General features: G+C 70.4%; 17 protein-coding genes. 12 read left to right on the top strand and 5 right to left on the bottom strand.

Annotated features, from left to right (window positions below; genetic code table 11):
- Positions 1-14 precede the first annotated feature (14 nt).
- The 6 genes from AB0L91_RS27610 (at position 15) to AB0L91_RS27635 (ending at position 5097) form a co-directional block, all read left to right on the top strand.
- Positions 15-878 (top strand): ABC transporter permease, encoded by an 864-nt coding sequence (locus AB0L91_RS27610; protein WP_365015015.1) that lies wholly within the window; start codon positions 15-17, stop codon positions 876-878.
- Positions 875-1630, top strand: coding sequence for an ABC transporter ATP-binding protein (locus AB0L91_RS27615; protein ID WP_365015017.1), 756 nt, complete (start codon positions 875-877; stop codon positions 1628-1630). The genes AB0L91_RS27610 and AB0L91_RS27615 overlap by 4 nt, the downstream gene beginning before the upstream one ends.
- A complete protein-coding gene (gene fdxA / locus AB0L91_RS27620; RefSeq protein ID WP_355282112.1) occupies positions 1627-1962 on the top strand; it encodes a ferredoxin in 336 nt (111 codons plus the stop codon). The genes AB0L91_RS27615 and fdxA overlap by 4 nt, the downstream gene beginning before the upstream one ends.
- Positions 1959-3314 carry an FAD-dependent oxidoreductase gene (locus AB0L91_RS27625; RefSeq protein ID WP_365015020.1) on the top strand — a complete coding sequence of 452 codons (1356 nt, stop codon included), beginning with the start codon at positions 1959-1961 and terminating at the stop codon, positions 3312-3314. Before fdxA ends, AB0L91_RS27625 begins: the two co-directional genes overlap by 4 nt.
- The gene (locus AB0L91_RS27630) at positions 3311-4159 is read left to right on the top strand and encodes an Mrp/NBP35 family ATP-binding protein (protein WP_365015022.1); all 849 of its coding nucleotides are present in this window, start codon (positions 3311-3313) and stop codon (positions 4157-4159) included. The genes AB0L91_RS27625 and AB0L91_RS27630 overlap by 4 nt, the downstream gene beginning before the upstream one ends.
- A gap of 104 nt (positions 4160-4263) precedes the next feature.
- Positions 4264-5097, top strand: a complete 834-nt coding sequence (locus AB0L91_RS27635; RefSeq protein ID WP_355284814.1) for an IclR family transcriptional regulator — start codon at positions 4264-4266, stop codon at positions 5095-5097.
- Between the two features lie 7 nt (positions 5098-5104).
- Here the strand turns inward: AB0L91_RS27635 and AB0L91_RS27640 are convergent, their stop codons facing one another.
- Positions 5105-6790 (bottom strand): FAD-binding dehydrogenase, encoded by a 1686-nt coding sequence (locus AB0L91_RS27640; protein ID WP_365015025.1) that lies wholly within the window; start codon positions 6788-6790, stop codon positions 5105-5107.
- Between the two features lie 95 nt (positions 6791-6885).
- On the opposite strand from AB0L91_RS27640, the gene AB0L91_RS27645 reads away from it, so the two are divergent.
- Positions 6886-7101 (top strand): hypothetical protein, encoded by a 216-nt coding sequence (locus AB0L91_RS27645; RefSeq protein ID WP_218716198.1) that lies wholly within the window; start codon positions 6886-6888, stop codon positions 7099-7101.
- A 271-nt stretch (positions 7102-7372) separates the two neighbouring features.
- A complete protein-coding gene (locus tag AB0L91_RS27650) occupies positions 7373-7945 on the top strand; it encodes a cutinase family protein (protein ID WP_355284819.1) in 573 nt (190 codons plus the stop codon).
- Between the two features lie 19 nt (positions 7946-7964).
- Here AB0L91_RS27650 and AB0L91_RS27655 read toward each other — a convergent pair whose 3' ends face one another.
- Positions 7965-8567 carry a TetR family transcriptional regulator gene (locus AB0L91_RS27655; RefSeq protein ID WP_365015029.1) on the bottom strand — a complete coding sequence of 201 codons (603 nt, stop codon included), beginning with the start codon at positions 8565-8567 and terminating at the stop codon, positions 7965-7967.
- Positions 8568-8709: 142 nt separating this feature from the next.
- Here AB0L91_RS27655 and AB0L91_RS27660 point away from each other — a divergent pair, with 142 nt between their 5' ends.
- From AB0L91_RS27660 to AB0L91_RS27675, 4 genes are read left to right on the top strand one after another with little or no spacing between them, the layout of a single operon-like run.
- Positions 8710-9936, top strand: a complete 1227-nt coding sequence (locus tag AB0L91_RS27660) for an alkane 1-monooxygenase (RefSeq protein ID WP_365015032.1) — start codon at positions 8710-8712, stop codon at positions 9934-9936.
- A complete protein-coding gene (locus tag AB0L91_RS27665; RefSeq protein WP_355284827.1) occupies positions 9936-10112 on the top strand; it encodes a rubredoxin in 177 nt (58 codons plus the stop codon). Before AB0L91_RS27660 ends, AB0L91_RS27665 begins: the two co-directional genes overlap by 1 nt.
- Positions 10109-10291, top strand: coding sequence for a rubredoxin (locus AB0L91_RS27670; RefSeq protein ID WP_019046747.1), 183 nt, complete (start codon positions 10109-10111; stop codon positions 10289-10291). Before AB0L91_RS27665 ends, AB0L91_RS27670 begins: the two co-directional genes overlap by 4 nt.
- The gene (locus AB0L91_RS27675) at positions 10288-11472 is read left to right on the top strand and encodes an FAD-dependent oxidoreductase (RefSeq protein WP_365015037.1); all 1185 of its coding nucleotides are present in this window, start codon (positions 10288-10290) and stop codon (positions 11470-11472) included. Before AB0L91_RS27670 ends, AB0L91_RS27675 begins: the two co-directional genes overlap by 4 nt.
- 77 nt (positions 11473-11549) lie before the next feature.
- Here AB0L91_RS27675 and AB0L91_RS27680 read toward each other — a convergent pair whose 3' ends face one another.
- The 3 genes from AB0L91_RS27680 to AB0L91_RS27690 all read right to left on the bottom strand — a co-directional run bounded on the left by AB0L91_RS27680 (position 11550) and on the right by AB0L91_RS27690 (position 16284).
- On the bottom strand, positions 11550-13574 hold the full coding sequence (locus tag AB0L91_RS27680; RefSeq protein WP_365015040.1) for an SDR family oxidoreductase: 2025 nt from the start codon (positions 13572-13574) through the stop codon (positions 11550-11552).
- 278 nt (positions 13575-13852) lie between these two features.
- Positions 13853-14956: a glycosyltransferase gene (locus AB0L91_RS27685; protein ID WP_365015042.1), complete on the bottom strand. Its 1104-nt coding sequence runs from the start codon at positions 14954-14956 to the stop codon at positions 13853-13855.
- Complete coding sequence (locus tag AB0L91_RS27690) at positions 14953-16284, bottom strand: glutamate-1-semialdehyde 2,1-aminomutase (RefSeq protein ID WP_365015044.1); 1332 nt, start codon at positions 16282-16284, stop codon at positions 14953-14955. Before AB0L91_RS27690 ends, AB0L91_RS27685 begins: the two co-directional genes overlap by 4 nt.
- Positions 16285-16329 lie beyond the last annotated feature (45 nt).

The raw sequence follows: 16329 nt of genomic DNA on the forward strand, positions 1-16329 counted from the left end.
CCAGGAGGCTCACCATGACCGTTTCCGCAGAACCCCTCGCCGCTCCGGTCGCGGCACCCGATCCGGCCGCGCTTCGCGCGCAGTCACCCACCCGCTTCACGATTCCGCGCCGGGCGCGCAGGACCGTCCTGACCGCCGTCCCGCTGCTGGCGCTGCTGCTCGCGTGGCATCTGCTCACCACCTATCAGGTGGTGCTGTGGCTGCGCTTCGACAAGATCCCCACGCCCGCCGCGGTCTTCGAGTCGTTCCGCACCCAGCTGGGCGCGGCGAGCTACTACCGCGACATCGTCTCCAGCACCCGGCGCATCCTGGTCGGCTTCGGCCTGGCGACGGTGTCCGGTGTCCTGATCGGGATGGCGGTCGGCCGCTCGGCCGTCGTCAGCGCCCTGATCCGGCCGGTGCTCGAGGTCTTCCGCCCGATCCCCGCGATCGCGCTGGTGCCGCTGGCGATCCTGCTGTTCCCGACCGGCGAGCAGGGCATCGTGTTCATCACCTTCTTCGCCGCCTTCTTCCCGGTGGCGGTGAGCACCATCCACGCCATGCACGCGCTGCCCCGGGTGTGGGAGGAGGCGGCGCACACCCTCGGCGCGCGCCGGCGCGACATCCTCTTCCAGATCGCGCTGCCCGGCGCGCTGCCCGGCATCTTCTCCGGCCTGTCCGTCGCGATGGGCGTGGCCTGGATCTGCGTGATCAGCGCCGAGATGATCTCGGGGCAGTTCGGGATCGGTTATTTCACCTGGCAGTCCTACGGCCTGCTGGACTATCCCGGCGTGATCGTCGGCATGCTCACCATCGGGCTGCTCGGCTGGTTCACCGCCTGGCTGGTGGAACTGGCGGGGCGCCGGGTGAACCGGTGGCTGCCGAGGGCACAGCGATGAGCGCCGGCGCCGCGGTGCGGCTGGCCGGTCTGCGCATCGCCTATGGTGCGAGTCTCGCGGCCGAAGTGGATCTCGACATCGATGCCGGACAGATCGTCGTTCTGCTCGGTCCCTCGGGCTGCGGCAAATCCACGGTGCTGCGCGCGATGGCCGGCCTGCTGCCACCGGTCGGCGGCACGGTCTCGGTCGACGGCGGGCCCGCGGCGCAGCACTGCTCGATGGTGTTCCAGGAGGACGCGCTGCTGCCGTGGCGCACCGCCCGGCGCAATGTCGAGTTCGCGTTGAAGCTGCGCGGCGTCGCCCGCCGGGACCGCCGCGCCGAGGCGCAGGAGCTGCTGAATCTGGTGGGGCTCACCGACTTCGGCGATCATCTGCCCGGCGCGCTGTCGGGCGGCATGCGCCAGCGGGTGCAATTGGCGCGGACGCTGGCGGCCCGACCGCGGGTGCTGCTGATGGACGAACCGTTCGGCGCGCTGGACGCGCAGACCCGCGCCGATATGCAGCGCCTGCTCATCTCGGTGTGGCAGCAGCGGCGGACCACGGTCCTGTTCGTCACCCATGACGTCGACGAGGCGCTGCTGCTGGCCGACCGCATCGTGCTGCTCACCCCGCGCCCGGCCCGCATCCAGCGGGTGATCGAGATCGACGCGCCCCGCGCGCCGGGCGCCCGATTCGAGCCCGAATTCGCCCGTCTGCGTTACGAAATCCTCGCCGCGCTCGGCGAGCCGAACGAGAAGGAACTACAGCCATGAGCTTCGTCGTCGGAGCCGCCTGCGTGGACGTGCTCGACCGCGCCTGTGTGGAGGAATGCCCGGTCGACTGCATCTACACCGGTGACCGGATGGCCTACATCCATCCCACCGAGTGCGTGGACTGCGGTGCGTGCGAGCCGGTCTGCCCGGTCGAGGCGATCTCGCTCGCCGAGGACGTCCCGGCGGGACAGGAGGGCTTCGTCGCGGCGAATGCCGCCTTCTTCGACCTGCCGCTGCCCGGTCGCGACGCCGCGCTCGGATCGCCGGGCAGCGCCGCCGCGGTGGGTGATCTCGGCGTGGACACGCCCTTCGTCGCGGAGTACCGGAAATGACGGCCGCGCGTCATCCATTGCGCGTGGCGATCATCGGGGCGGGACCGGCCGGTATCTACGCCGCCGACGCATTGATGAAGTCCGATGCCGACGTCAGCATCGACCTCTACGAGCGCATGCCCGCGCCCTTCGGCCTGATCCGCTACGGCGTCGCCCCCGACCACCCGCGCATCAAGGGCATCATCACCGCCCTGCACAAGGTCCTCGACAAGGACCAGGTGCGCCTGCTCGGCAACATCGACTACGGCACCGACATCACCCTCGACGACCTGCGTCAGTTCTACGACGCGGTCATCTTCTCCACCGGCGCCAACGCCGACCGCGCCCTGCCCATCCCCGGTATCGACCTCGACGGCTCCTACGGTGCCGCCGACTTCGTGTCCTGGTACGACGGGCACCCCGACGTGCCGCGCTCGTGGCCGCTGGAGGCGGAGAAGGTCGCCGTGCTCGGTGTCGGCAACGTCGCCCTCGACGTGGCCCGCGTGCTGGCCAAGACCGGTGACGAGCTGCTGCCGACGGAGATCCCGCCGAACGTCTACAAGGGCCTGAAGGCCAACAAGGCCGTCGAGGTCCACGTCTTCGGCCGTCGTGGTCCCGCCCAGGCCAAGTTCACCCCGCTCGAGCTGCGCGAACTCGACCACTCGCCGACGATCGAGGTCATCGTCGACCCCGAGGACATCGACTACGACGAGGGCTCCGAGGCCGCGCGCCGCAACTCCAAGCAGGTCGACATGGTCGCCAACACCCTCGAGCAGTGGGCGATCCGCGATCAGGGCAACCGCCCGCACAAGCTGTTCCTGCACTTCTTCGAGTCCCCGGCCGAGGTCATCGGCGAAGACGGCAAGGTCGTCGGTCTCGAGACCGAGCGCACCCAGCTCGACGGCACCGGCAACGTCAAGGGCACCGGCGAGTTCAAGCAGTGGGACGTGCAGGCCGTCTACCGCGCCGTCGGCTATCGCTCCGGCGCGGTGGCCGACATCCCGTTCGACGAGGCCACCGGCACCGTCCCCCACGCGGCGGGCCGGGTGCTCGCCGACGACGGGCCGCTGCCCGGTGTGTACGTGACCGGCTGGATCAAGCGCGGCCCGGTCGGCCTCATCGGCCACACCAAGGGCGACGCCAACGAGACCGTCGCCTGCCTGCTCGACGACCGGCCCGCCCTGGCTCGACCCGCCCGTCCTGATCCCGGCGCCGTACTCGAATTCCTCACCGGCGCGGGCATTCCGTTCACCACGTGGACCGGCTGGTACCGCCTCGACGCGCACGAACGCGCGCTGGGCGTGCCCGAGGGTCGGGAGCGGGTCAAAGTCGTCGAACGCGCGGAGATGCTGCGCGCCAGTCTCGGCCGATGAAGGGCACACCCATGCGCTTGCTCCATTCTCCGACCGCGGGAACGGGCAGCACCGCCCTCACCGCCCCGGACTCCCCGACAACGGTGTACTGCGTCGTCTCCGGGAAGGGCGGCGTCGGAAAGTCCAGTGTCACGGTGAATCTGGCGGTAGCCCTCGCCGGGCGCGGCCTGCGCGTCGGCCTCATGGACGCCGATGTGCACGGGCACTCCATCCCGGCGATGCTCGGCATCACCACCGGACCGACGCTGGTGGAGCGAAGGATGGTGCCACCCACCGTCTTCGGTATCCGGGTGCTCTCGGTCGGGATGTTCGCCGAGGACAACGCCCCGATCGTGTGGCGGGGCCCGATGCTGCATCACGCGCTGCGGCAGTTGGTGCACGACGTCGACTGGGGCGAGCTCGACGTCCTGCTGATCGATATGCCGCCCGGCACCGGTGACATCGCGATCTCCCTCGCCCAGCTGCTGCCCGCCGCGCAACTCCTGGTCGTCACCACGCCCCAGCGCACCGCGGCCCGGATCGCCGAGCGGGCGGGGGCCGTCGCTGCCAAGACCGGGCAGCGGGTCGCGGGCATCATCGAGAACATGTCCTGGTACGACACCCCCGACGGCACCAGGCACACCCTGTTCGGCGCGGGCGGTGCCACCGCCGTCAGCCGGGCGCTGAGCGGACTCCTCGACACCTACTGTCCCGTGCTCGGCCGGATCCCGTTCGACCCCGGTGTGTGCGCGGCGGGTGACGACGGCGCCCCGTTCACCCACACGGCCCCGGAGTCCGCGGCCGCCCGCGCGGTCGCCGAGATCGCCGCGACCCTGGCCGCCACCCGCTCGCCCCACTCCGGCTGACCGCGGGCCGAGACCCCGATGAACCGCTCGGTACAGCGAAATGGTGCGTAAGCGACACGGACGGCTCTAGTCTGTATCCGCTACACACTGTGGAGGTTGGATCAATGACGGTCGAGATCGTGACCGAGCCGGCGCCGGAGGACCTGTGGACCGGATCGGGCCGGGCCGCCGGTGCGCCGCCGACGTCGATGATCGAGCGGATGACGCTGATCCTCGACGCGTTCGACGCGACCACCCCCACGCTCACGCTGCTCGGCCTGGCCGAGCGCACCGGACTACCGCGCTCCACGGTGCACCGCATCCTCGACCAGATGATCCGGCTGCGCTGGCTCGCGCACACCCCCGGCGGCTACCGGCTCGGGCTGCGCGTGCTGGAACTGGGTGGGCTGGCCGCCGAGCACAACGAGCTGCGCGAGGTCGTCGGCCCGCTGCTCTACGACCTGAGCCAGCGCACCGGCCTGATCGGGCATCTCGCCGTGCTGGACGGGCGTGAGGTGCTGTTCCTGGACCGGGCGGGCGGCCGCAGCCAGGTCGCCATCCCCACCCGCGTCGGCGGGCGGTTGCCCGCGCACTGTACGGCGGTCGGCAAGGCGCTGCTGGCCACGCTCGAACCGGGCATCGCGGAGGCCTCGCTGCGCGGGGTCACCACGCCGCGCACCGCCAGGACCATCATCGATCGCGCCGAACTGCACCGGGAACTGGCCCGCATCCGCAACCGGCAGGGCGTGGCCGTCGACTCCGAGGAATCGCTGCCCGGTGTCGGCTGCGTCGCGGTGCCGATCCGCGGCCGCGGTGTCGCACTGGCCGCGATCTCGTTGTCGGGCACGGTGCAGGGCGACCGCAGCGCCCTCGACACCGCGCGGCTCGCCCGCGCGCTGGCCGAGGTGGCCAAGGAAGCGGCGCGTGCCCTGGGACCCCGGCACGGCCGCCCCCTCTGACCGGATCTCAGCCCCGCGCCATCGCGCGGCCCGCCGCGCGGCCGGAGAAGATGCACCCGCCGAGGAATGTGCCCTCGAGCGCGTTGTAGCCGTGCACGCCGCCACCGCCGAAACCGGCGACCTCACCGGCGGCGAACAGCCCGGGGAACACCTCGCCGTCCGGACGCAGCACCCGGGAGTCCAGATCGGTCTGCAAGCCGCCCAGCGTCTTGCGGGTCAGGGTGTTCAGCCGCACCGCGATGAGCGGGCCGTGCGCCGGATCGAGAATCCGGTGCGGCTTGACCACGCGCCCCGCCTTGTCACCGAAGTACTTGCGCGCGTTGTTGATCGCGGACACCTGCGCGTCCTTGGTGTACGGATTGGTGACCTCGCGATCCCTGGCGACGATCTGGCGTTCCAGCACGGCAGCGTCCAGCTTCGGTCCGCGGGCGATCGCGTTCATCCCGTCGACGAGCTCGGTCAGCGAGTTCGCGACCACGAAGTCCACGCCGTGCTGCTTGAACGCCTCCACCGGCCCCGGCGCGCCCTTGGCGACCCGGCTGCGCAGGGTGAGCTTGAGGTCCTTGCCGGTGATGTCGGGATTCTGCTCCGAGCCCGAGAGCGCGAACTCCTTCTCGATGATCGTCTGATCGAGCACGAACCAGGAGTAGTCGTGGCCGGTCGCCAGGATCCGGCGCATGGTCTCGTTGGTGTCGAAACCGGGGAAACACGGTGCGGGCATGCGGATTCCGTCGGCGTCGAACCACATCGACGACGGGCCGGGAATGATCCGGATCGCGTGATCGGGCCAGACCGGGTCCCAGTTGTTGATGCCCTCGGTGTAGTGCCACATCCGGTCCCGGTTCACCAGCGCGGCGCCCGCCTGCTCGGAGATGCCGAGCATCCGGCCGTCGACGTAGGCGGGCACCCCGGAGATCAGTGTCTCCGGGCAGGGGCCGAGCCGGTCGGTGGGCCAGTTGCGGCGGATCAGCTCGTGCGCGTGCCCGATGCCGCCCGAACTCACCAGCACCGCCGGTGCATGGAAGGTGAACTCGCCCACCGTGTCCCGGTTCGAGGCCACTCCGCGTTCGGTGTCGCTCGGGGCGAGCACGCTGCCCGTGATCCCGGTGACGGCGCCGTCGGCGACGATCAGCTCGTCGACCCGGTGCCGGAACGCGAAGCGCACCAAACCGCGGGCCTCACCGGCGAGCACGGGCTCGAGGAAGACCCGCAGCACCTCGGGGCCGGTGCCCCAGGTCAGATGGAACCGGGGGACCGAGTTGCCGTGCCCGTCGGCCAGCCCGCCGCCCCGCTCGGCCCAGCCGACCAGCGGGGTGACCCGAAGACCCAAGGCGTGCAGGTAATCCCGCTTCTCGTCGGTGGCGAACCGGACGTAGGCCTGCGCCCACTGCCGCGCCATCCGGTCCTCGTCCTCGCGGTCGAAACCGGCCGAGCCGAGCCAATCCTGCAGCGCCAGTTCATAGGAATCCTTGATACCGAGCCTGCGCTGCTCGGGGCTGTCGACGAAGAACAACCCGCCCAGCGACCAGAATGCCTGGCCACCGAGGTTGGCGCGGTTCTCCTGCTCGACGACCAGGACCTTGCGGCCGGCCAGGACCAGCTCGTGCGTGGCGACCAGGCCGGCGAGGCCTGCGCCGACGACGATCGCGTCGGGGGTGAAGTCGTCGGTGGGCTCTGACACTGTGCTCGACATCCACGGAACGTAGCATTGGTGCGTCGGTGGCCGGGGGTAAGTATTGGAAAATGCCCTGACCAGCGGCGTTTCGTTCGAGAGAGGTCTGGGAATCCATGAAAGTCCGAACCCGTACCGGTGCCGCGCTGCTGGTGTTCACGGTGCTCGCCGGTCTCGGCGCCACCTCCTGCTCGCGGTCGGAGCGGTGGTGCGAGCGTGACCAGGGCGATGTCCTCGTCGAGAACTCCTACTGCGAGCGCGGCGTCCCCGGCTACGAATGGGAGCCCGACCACGACAAGCCCAAGAAGAAGAAAAAGCCGAAGAAGCACTGATTCGCCTGCGGCCCTGTGCCGCAGGATGATCCGAGACCCGACCGTGGCGCAAGAGATGCCGACTTCGGATCGAGTCGATGCAGGTCAGCGGGTATCCCACCCCTGAGCGCACCGAATACCGTTGTGGTGGACGGTGATCGCTCATCTCTATTTCTCACAACGGCGTGAGTGGGTGGGTGCCATGACCAATCGGAAGGTAATTCGTAACGTCGCACGACGGACAGCCCGAGTGCTGTCGGTGTTGCTACTGGCCGCGGGGATCGGGACAGCGATGTCACCGGGACTGACGGCGTTCGCGCAGAGTTGCGCCACGCTCGACGTCGTAGTCGCCCGTGGCACACAGGAACCCGGCTATCTCGGCGCCGTGGTCGGCGATCCGCTCTACGCGGTGCTGAGTGCGCAGCTACCGGTCGACACCACCGCCCACCGGGTCGAATACCCCGCGGATCTGCTGGTGCCCTCCTCGGTCAGCGACGGCACCCGGGCGATGACGACGCACGTGCTCGCCCAGGCTGCGGCCTGCCCCGATCAGCGGTTCGTGCTCGTCGGTTACTCGCAGGGCGCGGCGGTCGCGCACGGTGTGCTCGGTTCGCCGGCCATGATGATCCTGCCCGGGATGTGGGTGCTGCCCCCGGAGGTGTCCTCGCGGGTGGTGGCGGTGCTGCTGTTCGGTGACCCGCTGCGGCTCGTCGGCGGCACGGTCGCACCGTTGTACGCCGATCGCACCGCGAACTATTGCACCGCGGGCGATCCCGTGTGCGCGGGCGGGGTGTTCCCCACGGCGCACGGCGCCTACAGCTGGGCCTTCGCGAACGCCACCGGTCAGGTGAACGCGCGGCTGTGAGGCCCGCTGCCCGTCGTCGTCAGGCGACGGGCAGTACCCCGGCCAGGACGGCGCCGATCTGCGCCACCGCGCGGTCGACGCTGCCGGTCGGCTGGAACAGATGACTCAACGTCAGCCGGACCATGATCTCGACGAACGAGGTCAGCTCGTCGTCGGAGAGTTCGTCGAGCCGGTAGTGCTGGCGGACGGTCCCGGTGAGCGTGGCGACCGCGCGGCCGAGGACCGGCTCGGGGTCGCTCATCAGCGCGGGCAGCAGGGCGGTGTCACCGTCGGTCCGCGCCGCGAGCACGGCCTTGATCAGGGTGTTGTCCCCGGCGTTGCGCAGCGCGTAGTCCGCGGCGGCGGTCATGCCCGCGATGGGGTCGGTCGGATGGTCGGCCAGTGTCTCGGCGATGCCGGCCAGATAGACGCCCAGTTCGCGCTCGATCAGCGCGTCGGCCAGCGCCTGCTTGGTGCCGATCTCCTTGTACAGGACCGGCCTGCTGATGCCGACCTCCTTGGCCACGCGCGACATGTTGACCGCGCCCCACCCTTCGGTGACGACCATGGTGCGGGCGGCATCGAGCATGCGGTCACGCAACAGCAGACGCATCTCGGCGTGGAAGTTCGGCGATTCGGCCACTCGATCATCGTACATGTGCTATCGAATCTGCTCGTTCATTGACAAATACTCCAACAGTGTATTCACTGAGAACACATTGCGCTATGTTGTAAACGAAGACGGCAACAACCGAGCCTGTGTCTCGGCGATCAGGAGAATGACAATGACGACATCTCGTATCGACGACCACGAAGGGTCGACGGCGGTCCTGCACTGGCGTGACCCCAAGCGTTACCTCTGGCTGTTCGGCCTGATCGCGCCCAGCGCGACACTGCTGGCCGTCGGCTTCGTGTGGACGTTCAACCAGCTGGGCTGGACCGCGGTCGCGCCGGTCTGGTGGTGGCTCGGGCCGCTGCTGGTCTACGTGCTGCTGCCGATCCTGGATCGCTTCTTCGGCCCCGACGGGAAGAACCCGCCGGAGGAGATGATGGAGCGGCTGGAGAACGACAAGTACTACCGGTACTGCACCTACGCCTACATCCCGCTGCAGCTGGTCAGCCTGGTGTTCGCCTGCTACCTGTGGTCGGCGCAGAACCTGTCCTGGCTCGGCGTCGAGGGTGGTCTCGGCCTGGTATCCAAGATCGGCTTGGCCTTCACCATCGGCGCGATGGGTGGCATCGGCATCAATACCGCGCACGAGCTCGGGCACAAGAAGGACGAGCTGGAGCGCTGGCTGTCGAAGATCACCCTCGCGCAGACCGGGTACGGCCACTTCTACATCGAGCACAATCGTGGTCACCACGTGCGGGTGTCCACCCCGGAGGACCCGGCCAGCGCCCGCTTCGGTGAGTCGTTCTGGACCTTCCTGCCACGCAGCGTGTGGGGTAGCCTGCGCTCGGCCTGGGAGCTCGAGCGCACCCGCCTCGAACGACTCGGCAAGAGCCCGTTCAGCATCCACAACGACGTGCTCAACGCCTGGCTGATGACGGTGGTGCTGTGGGTGGCGCTGGTCGCGGTGTTCGGCCCGGTGATCCTGCCGTTCCTGCTGATCCAGGCCGTGTACGGCTTCTCGCTGCTGGAGACGGTGAACTACCTCGAGCACTACGGCCTGCTCCGGCAGAAGACCGCCTCGGGCCGCTACGAGCGCTGCACCCCCGAGCACAGCTGGAACTCCGACCACATCGTCACCAACATCTTCCTGTACCACCTGCAGCGGCACAGCGATCACCACGCCAACCCGACCCGGCGCTACCAGACGCTGCGGCACATGGACGGCGCGCCCGAGCTGCCCAGCGGCTACGCCAGCCTGATCGGCCTGGCCTACCTGACGCCGCTGTGGCGCAAGGTGATGGACCCGCGGGTGCTCGCGCACTACGACGGTGACATCACCCGGGTGAACATCCAGCCCGCCAAGCGGGACAAGGTCCTGGCGAAGTACGGAGCGCGCTGATGGCTGCCTACACCTGTCCGGTCTGCGACTACCGCTACGACGAGAGCGCCGGCGCGCCCCGCGAGGGTTTCCCGGCGGGCACCGCCTGGTCGGCCATCCCCGACGACTGGTGCTGCCCGGACTGCGGGGTCCGCGAGAAGCTCGACTTCGCCCCGAGCGAGGAGGTGTCGCGATGAGCGACTACAAGCTGTTCCGTTGCGTGCAATGCGGTTTCGAATACGACGAGGCGCTGGGCTGGCCCGAGGACGGCATCGAGCCGGGCACCCGCTGGGACGACATCCCCGATGACTGGTCGTGCCCGGACTGCGGCGCCGCCAAGGCCGACTTCGAGATGCTCGAGGTGAGTCGCGGATGAGCGGGCGGATCGTCATCGTCGGCACCGGCATCGCCGGTGCCACCGCGGCCAAGACGCTGCGGCGCGAGGGCTACGCGGGGGAGATCGTCCTGGTCGGCGACGAGCCCGACCTGCCCTATCGCAGGCCCGCGGTATCGAAGGAACTGCTGGCGGGCACCGGCTCGTTCGATCGCACGGTGCTCGAGCCGGTGAAGTTCTGGGTCGACAACCGGATCGATCTGCGTCCCGCGTTCGGCGTCGAGTCCGTCGACACCGACCGTGCGACCGTGCGACTGGGCACCGGCGAGGTGCTCGGCTACGACAGCCTGCTGCTGGCTACCGGCGCCCGCGCGCGGGCGATCGACACCGCGTCGACCCGGGTGCACACGCTGCGCACCCGCGCCGACATCGCCGCGCTCCAGGCGGCGATCACCGCGGGCGGCTCGCTGCTGATCATCGGTGGTGGGCTGATCGGCTGCGAGGTCGCCGCCACCGTCCGAGGCCTGGGCGCCCGGGTGACCCTGCTCAATGCCGGTCCCGCGCTGATGGACCGGGTGGTCCCGGCGGTGGTGTCGGACCTGATGCGGCGGACCCACGAGGAACACGGTGTCGTGGTGGTGAACGACGTGCTCACCACCCAGCTGGTCGACGCCGGTGACGGCGTCACCGCCACCGCCGCCGACGGGCGCACCTGGTCGGCCGCCGCCGCGCTCGTCGCCGTCGGCTCGGTCCCGGAGACGGCACTGGCCGAGGCCGCCGGGATCGCCGTCAACGACGGCATCGTCATCGACCAGCACTACCGCACCTCGGCGGCGGGGGTGTTCGCCGCGGGCGACGCCACCACCGGATTCCATCCGCTGCGTGGCGAATTCGAACGCGGCCAGCACTGGAACTCCGCGATGACCGCCGGTGCGGCCGCCGCGCTGTCGATCCTCGGTCATCCGGCCACGCCCGCGGAGGTCCCGTGGGGCTGGACCGATCAGCACGGGGTCTCGATGCAGTTCGCCGGATGGTTGCATCCGCACGACGAGCTGATCGTCGACGGCGACCTCGACGGCAAGGACTTCCTCGCCGTGGCCCTGCGTGATCGACGGCCGGTGGGAGCCGTCGCGCTGCGCAGGCCCCGCGAGCTGCGGGCGATCCGTCCGCTGATCGCGGCGGGGGAGCCGTGGCAGTCGGCGGAGCCGGTCGCCGCGCACTGATCGGACACCGGCCGCCACCACGCACCGGGCCGCTCCCGAGGTGATCTCGGCAGCGGCCCGGTGTCGTCACATGGTGCCTACCAGTGCACGCCGGGCAGCATCCGGCTCACCCGGGCGGCCGGGCTCGGCATCACCATCAGCGGGGTGAGCACCGGCGCCAGGACGGTGAGCGCGTTGCGGCTGGGCTCGGCCGGTTCGGCGGGCTCGGGCGCGGGCTCGGCGAGCACCGGCTTGCCCTGGGCGGCAGTGGATTCGCCGAACAGGCGGAAACCGGTGTGCATGATGGTCCGCTTGAGCGAGGGCAGGAACATCTCCACGGCCTGCGAGAAGGTGCCGACCGGGGTGTCGATCCGGTCGGGCCGTTCCAGCATGGCACGCACCACGATCCGGGCGGCCCGCTCGGGATCGGGCAGCGGCAGGGCCCGGTAGAGATCGGTGGGCGCGATCATCGGGGTCCGCACCAGCGGCATCCGGATGGACGTGAAAGTGACACCGTCGCCGCGGTTCTCGACGGCGGCGATATCGCTGAAGTTGTCCAGCGCCGACTTGCTGGCGGCATAGGCGGCGAAGCGGGGAACCTTGGTCTGCACCGCGATCGAGGAGATGTTGACGATGTGGCCGAAGTGCCGCTCGCGCATCGACGGCAGCAGCGCCAGGATCAGCCGCACGGCGCCGAAGTAGTTCACCGCCATGGTCCGCTCGAAGTCGTGCATGCGGTCCACCGAGTTGGCCACCGAGCGACGGATCGACCGGCCCGCGTTGTTGATCAGGTAATCCACATGGCCGTGCTCGCTCAGCAGCTGCTGCACCAGGCTGTCGACGGCCGCGGCGTCGGTGATGTCGCACGGGTAGGCGAACGCGGTGCCGCCGTCGGCCCGCACGGATTCCGCTGCGGCGGTGAGGTCTTCGACGCCGCGCGCCACCATGAGCACGGTGGCGCCGCGCTGGGCGACCGCGTGCGCGGTGGCCAGCCCGATGCCCGAGGACGCGCCGGTGATCAGCACGATCCGGCCCGCGAGCCGATCGGCGTCGGCCGGGACCCGCCCGCGCTGCGGGTCGAGGTTGGCGCGCCAGTAGTCCCACAGCCGCTGGGCGTAGGTGTCGAAGGCGGGCACCGTCAGCCCGGGCAGCTGCGCCCGGGTCGACTCGGCGACGAACTCGGCGGTGAACCCGACGTGCGGGGCGACCTCGGCGGGAATGCCCGCCTGCTCGAACAGGAAGTCGCGCACGGCATGGGCGCCGGGCACATGACCGAGACCGGCCAGCGCGCGGGCACTGCCCGGGACGGTGCCGATTCCCACCGGGCCGCCCGCGGCGCCGGCCAGGGCGCGGTAGATCTCGCCGAAGGGCTGCGGTTCCGGGTTGACCAGGTGGAACGTGCGGCCGTCGAGCCCGTCCTTGCGCGCCAGCCGGACCATCGCCTCAGCGACGTAGTCGACCGGGACCACGTTGGTCGCGCCCAGGTCGGGCAGCGGCAGCGGCAGATCGGCGGGCAGCGCGGACAGCGCGTCGATCGCGGCGAAGAAGTAGTACGGGCCGTCGATCTTGTCCATCTCACCGGTGCGCGAATCGCCGACCACGATGGCCGGGCGGTACACCCGCCAGCGCAGATCGGTGGCCTCGCGGACCAGCTTCTCGGCGGCGAACTTGGTGCGGTGGTACGGCGAGGTCAGATTCTGGCCGAGGTCGAAGTCCTCCTCGAAGAACTTGCCGCGGTGATCGCCCGCCACGGCCACCGAGGACACGTGGTGCAGCACGGCGTCGAGCCGGCGCGCCAGCTCGATCACCGAGCGGGTGCCCGCGACATTGGCCGCGTGCGCGGTCTCCTCGTCGGCGGTCATGTCGTAGACCGCGCCCAGATGCAGCACGTGGTCGGCGCGCGGCGGCTCGTCGCCCAGGCCGAGGCCCTCGGCGGTCAGGTCGCCGACCAGCGCGAACACCCGATCACCGTCGGGATGCTGCGCGGTCAGCGCGGTGAACTTGGCCAGCGACTCGGCACGCACCAGCACGTGCACGATCGCCGTGGGATCGGCGGCGAGCAGCCCCCGCACCACTCGCCGACCGAGAAACCCGGTACCGCCCGTCACGATGTAGGAAACCATCGCCCCTCCTGAAATTCTCGAAACACGGTGTCGTGCAACAGTGATCCGGCATGCGGCGGTGGATGCGGGCATCAGATGTGCGGATATCCAGCAGCAGGTGGCTGGAGAGAAACCGGGCACATCGTCGTCCCGGCAGGCCCTAACCGTACTCGTCGGTAACCTAGCCGGGCAAGCTCGTGGCGCCCGGTCACCGTGTGGGAATTGTCACCGATCGTCGCAGGTCAAACGATGTGTGTGACAGCTGATTTCAGTAACTGAAAGTTTCGGACAACTTGTCGCTACCGTCCGGCGAGGACGTCGTCGACGACGCCGCGCATCCGCGCGCGGAACACCTCGGGGGCGAAGGTGAGCGCGTGATCGCGGATCTTCGCCGGATCGTAGGCGGCCGAATCGAACTCGCCCATCAGCTCGGCCAGCGCCGCGACGACCTCGTCGTCGGCACCGGCGGGCACGTACTCGCCGCTGACCCCCGGGCGCACCGTATCGAGCGCGCCGCCCGACCCGACGGCGAGCACGGGCGCCCCGCACGCCATCGCCTCGACGGGGACGATGCCGAAGTCCTCGATGCCCGGCATGAGCAGCGCCCGGCAGCGCCGGTACATGTCCTGCAACTGCTCGGCGGAGGTGGCGCCGAGGAAGGTCGTCTCCGGGCCCGCGATCGCCTCGAGCTGGGCGCGGAAGCGGCCATCGCCGAGCACGACCAGGCGCACCCCGGCCCGCTGCGCGGCGCGAATGGCCAGGTCGGCGCGCTTGTAGGGCACCAGGCGGCCCGCGCACAGGTAGAAGTCCTCGCGGGCGACGGCCGGGTCGGGAGTGAACCGCGCGACCTGGACCGGCGGGTTGACCACCGAGGCGGGCAGGCCCCACCAGTCGGTGACCCGCTGCGCGACCGCGTGCGAATTGGCGACGACGTGGGTGAGCCGGGGCGCGGCGCGCAGTTCCCCGCGCCGGGCCAGGGTGCCCAGGGCGGCGAGGGCGAGCTGACCGGCGCGCCCTCCCGCCTCCTGGGCGCGGAATTCGCGATCCCAGGCCCAGCGGGCCGGGCTGTGCACGTAGGCGACCACGGGTGCGGCGGTGGCGAGGGCGGCCTGGGTGGCGAAGGCGTGATGGCTGATCACCACCACGTCGTGGTCGCGCAGCGGCAGGCGGCGCAGCACCCGCGGCACCAGCGGCAGCAGGGGAGCGTGCCTGCCGCCGGTCAGGGAGTGGGCCCGGCTGAGCCAGCTGTCGTGGACCGCGCCGACCGGTGCGCGGACGCCGCCGGGCGCGACGATCGGTGCGAAAACCTGCGCGTCCGGCCAGGTTTCGACGAATTCGCCGACCACCGCCTCGGATCCGCCGAACTCGGTGAAACGTTCGTGCACGAGGGCGACACGGGTCATCGGGAGGTGCTCGCTTCGATCTGTCGGGGAGCCGCGGTGCGGCGCAGCGCGGGGGCGACGGGTCTGCCGCGCAGCAGGCCGTCGACGGTGCCGTGCTCGATCGCGCGGCGATAGATCACGGCCGCCTCGGCGCAGGCGGCGATGGTGGCGCGCACCGCGTCGGCGTCGTGGGCGGCGGAGACGACGAAGGACTGGCCGAGCACGCCGCGCTCGAGGAGTTCCTGGAGGAACAGGGTCCGAAAGGCTTGGGATGGAACACCTTCCGCGTCGAGGGTGCGGAAGATCAGGCAGGACGGGCGGCCCAGGACCTGGAGGTGGTCGGCGAGGCCGAGCGCGGCGGCGGCCTCGTTCACGCCGTCGGCCAGGTCGCGACCGGCCCGCTCCATCCGGGCGATCGGGTCCTCGGTGCGGTAGGCGTGCACGACCGCGCGGAACGCGGCCAGCGCCGAGGTCTCCGGGCCGTGCGTGGTCGAGAGCAGGAACACCCGGTCCTGGTCGGTACGCAGGCCGCCGCGCTCCATGTACTCGCGCTTGCCCGCGAGCGCGGAGATGGGGAACCCGTTGCCCATCGCCTTGCCCCAGCACGACAGATCCGGCGTGACGCCGTAGACGGCCTGCGCGCCACCCGCCGCCCAGCGGAAGCCGGTGATCATCTCGTCGAACGCCAGCAGCGTGCCGTACCGATCACACAGTGCGCGAACGCTTTCCAGGTATCCGGGCAGCGGCTCGGCCAGTGCGGTCGCCGCCTCGAGGAACACCGCGGCCACGTCGCAGGCGGCCAGCGTGGCCGCCAGCGCGTCGAGGTCGTTGTACGGGAATTTCACCGTGTCGACGGCGGGGATACCACCCGCCATGTCGGTGGTGCCGATGAACCAGTCGTCGACGGAGAAGAACGGCTGATCGCAGACGGCGATCCGGGTCCGGCCGGTCACCGCCCTGGCGAGGCGGACCGCGGCGGTGGTGGCGTCGGAGCCGTTCTTGGCGAACTTGACCATGTCGGCGCCGGGGACCAGCGACAAGAAGTCCTCGGCGGCGAGCAGTTCCAGCTCGGTCGGCCGGGAGAAGCTCAGGCCGTCGGCGGCGGCGAGTGCGGCGGCCGTGCACACCGGCTCGTAGCCGTGGCCGAGCGTGACCGAGCGCAGGCCCATGCCGTACTCCACGAACTCGTTGCCGTCGACATCCCAGACCCGAGCTCCCTTGCCGCGCACCAGCACCGGTGCCATGCCCTCGGGGTACTGGTCGCTGCCGCGCGCGTAGGTGTGCGCGCCGCCGGGAACCAGCTCGTGCAGCCGGGCCTGGACGGCCGTGCTGTGTTCGAAGCTGCGCATCAGCATTCCTCTCGGCTCGTGCGGGTCCTCGGCGACCGGGTCCGA

It is taken from the genome of Nocardia sp. NPDC051833, assembly GCF_040681225.1.
Taxonomy (GTDB): domain Bacteria; phylum Actinomycetota; class Actinomycetes; order Mycobacteriales; family Mycobacteriaceae; genus Nocardia.

Bases quoted from the DNA above. Each gene is read 5' to 3' on its own strand.
- AB0L91_RS27660 (WP_365015032.1), top strand. From the start codon at position 8,710: ATGACGACATCTCGTATCGACGACCACGAAGGGTCGACGGCGGTCCTG.
- AB0L91_RS27685 (WP_365015042.1), bottom strand. From the start codon at position 14,956: ATGACCCGTGTCGCCCTCGTGCACGAACGTTTCACCGAGTTCGGCGGA.
- AB0L91_RS27690 (WP_365015044.1), bottom strand. From the start codon at position 16,284: ATGCGCAGCTTCGAACACAGCACGGCCGTCCAGGCCCGGCTGCACGAG.
- AB0L91_RS27650 (WP_355284819.1), top strand. From the start codon at position 7,373: ATGTCACCGGGACTGACGGCGTTCGCGCAGAGTTGCGCCACGCTCGAC.
- AB0L91_RS27610 (WP_365015015.1), top strand. From the start codon at position 15: ATGACCGTTTCCGCAGAACCCCTCGCCGCTCCGGTCGCGGCACCCGAT.
- fdxA (WP_355282112.1), top strand. From the start codon at position 1,627: ATGAGCTTCGTCGTCGGAGCCGCCTGCGTGGACGTGCTCGACCGCGCC.
- AB0L91_RS27645 (WP_218716198.1), top strand. From the start codon at position 6,886: ATGAAAGTCCGAACCCGTACCGGTGCCGCGCTGCTGGTGTTCACGGTG.
- AB0L91_RS27675 (WP_365015037.1), top strand. From the start codon at position 10,288: ATGAGCGGGCGGATCGTCATCGTCGGCACCGGCATCGCCGGTGCCACC.
- AB0L91_RS27680 (WP_365015040.1), bottom strand. From the start codon at position 13,574: ATGGTTTCCTACATCGTGACGGGCGGTACCGGGTTTCTCGGTCGGCGA.
- AB0L91_RS27635 (WP_355284814.1), top strand. From the start codon at position 4,264: ATGACGGTCGAGATCGTGACCGAGCCGGCGCCGGAGGACCTGTGGACC.
- AB0L91_RS27670 (WP_019046747.1), top strand. From the start codon at position 10,109: ATGAGCGACTACAAGCTGTTCCGTTGCGTGCAATGCGGTTTCGAATAC.
- AB0L91_RS27630 (WP_365015022.1), top strand. From the start codon at position 3,311: ATGAAGGGCACACCCATGCGCTTGCTCCATTCTCCGACCGCGGGAACG.
- AB0L91_RS27615 (WP_365015017.1), top strand. From the start codon at position 875: ATGAGCGCCGGCGCCGCGGTGCGGCTGGCCGGTCTGCGCATCGCCTAT.
- AB0L91_RS27665 (WP_355284827.1), top strand. From the start codon at position 9,936: ATGGCTGCCTACACCTGTCCGGTCTGCGACTACCGCTACGACGAGAGC.
- AB0L91_RS27640 (WP_365015025.1), bottom strand. From the start codon at position 6,790: ATGTCGAGCACAGTGTCAGAGCCCACCGACGACTTCACCCCCGACGCG.
- AB0L91_RS27625 (WP_365015020.1), top strand. From the start codon at position 1,959: ATGACGGCCGCGCGTCATCCATTGCGCGTGGCGATCATCGGGGCGGGA.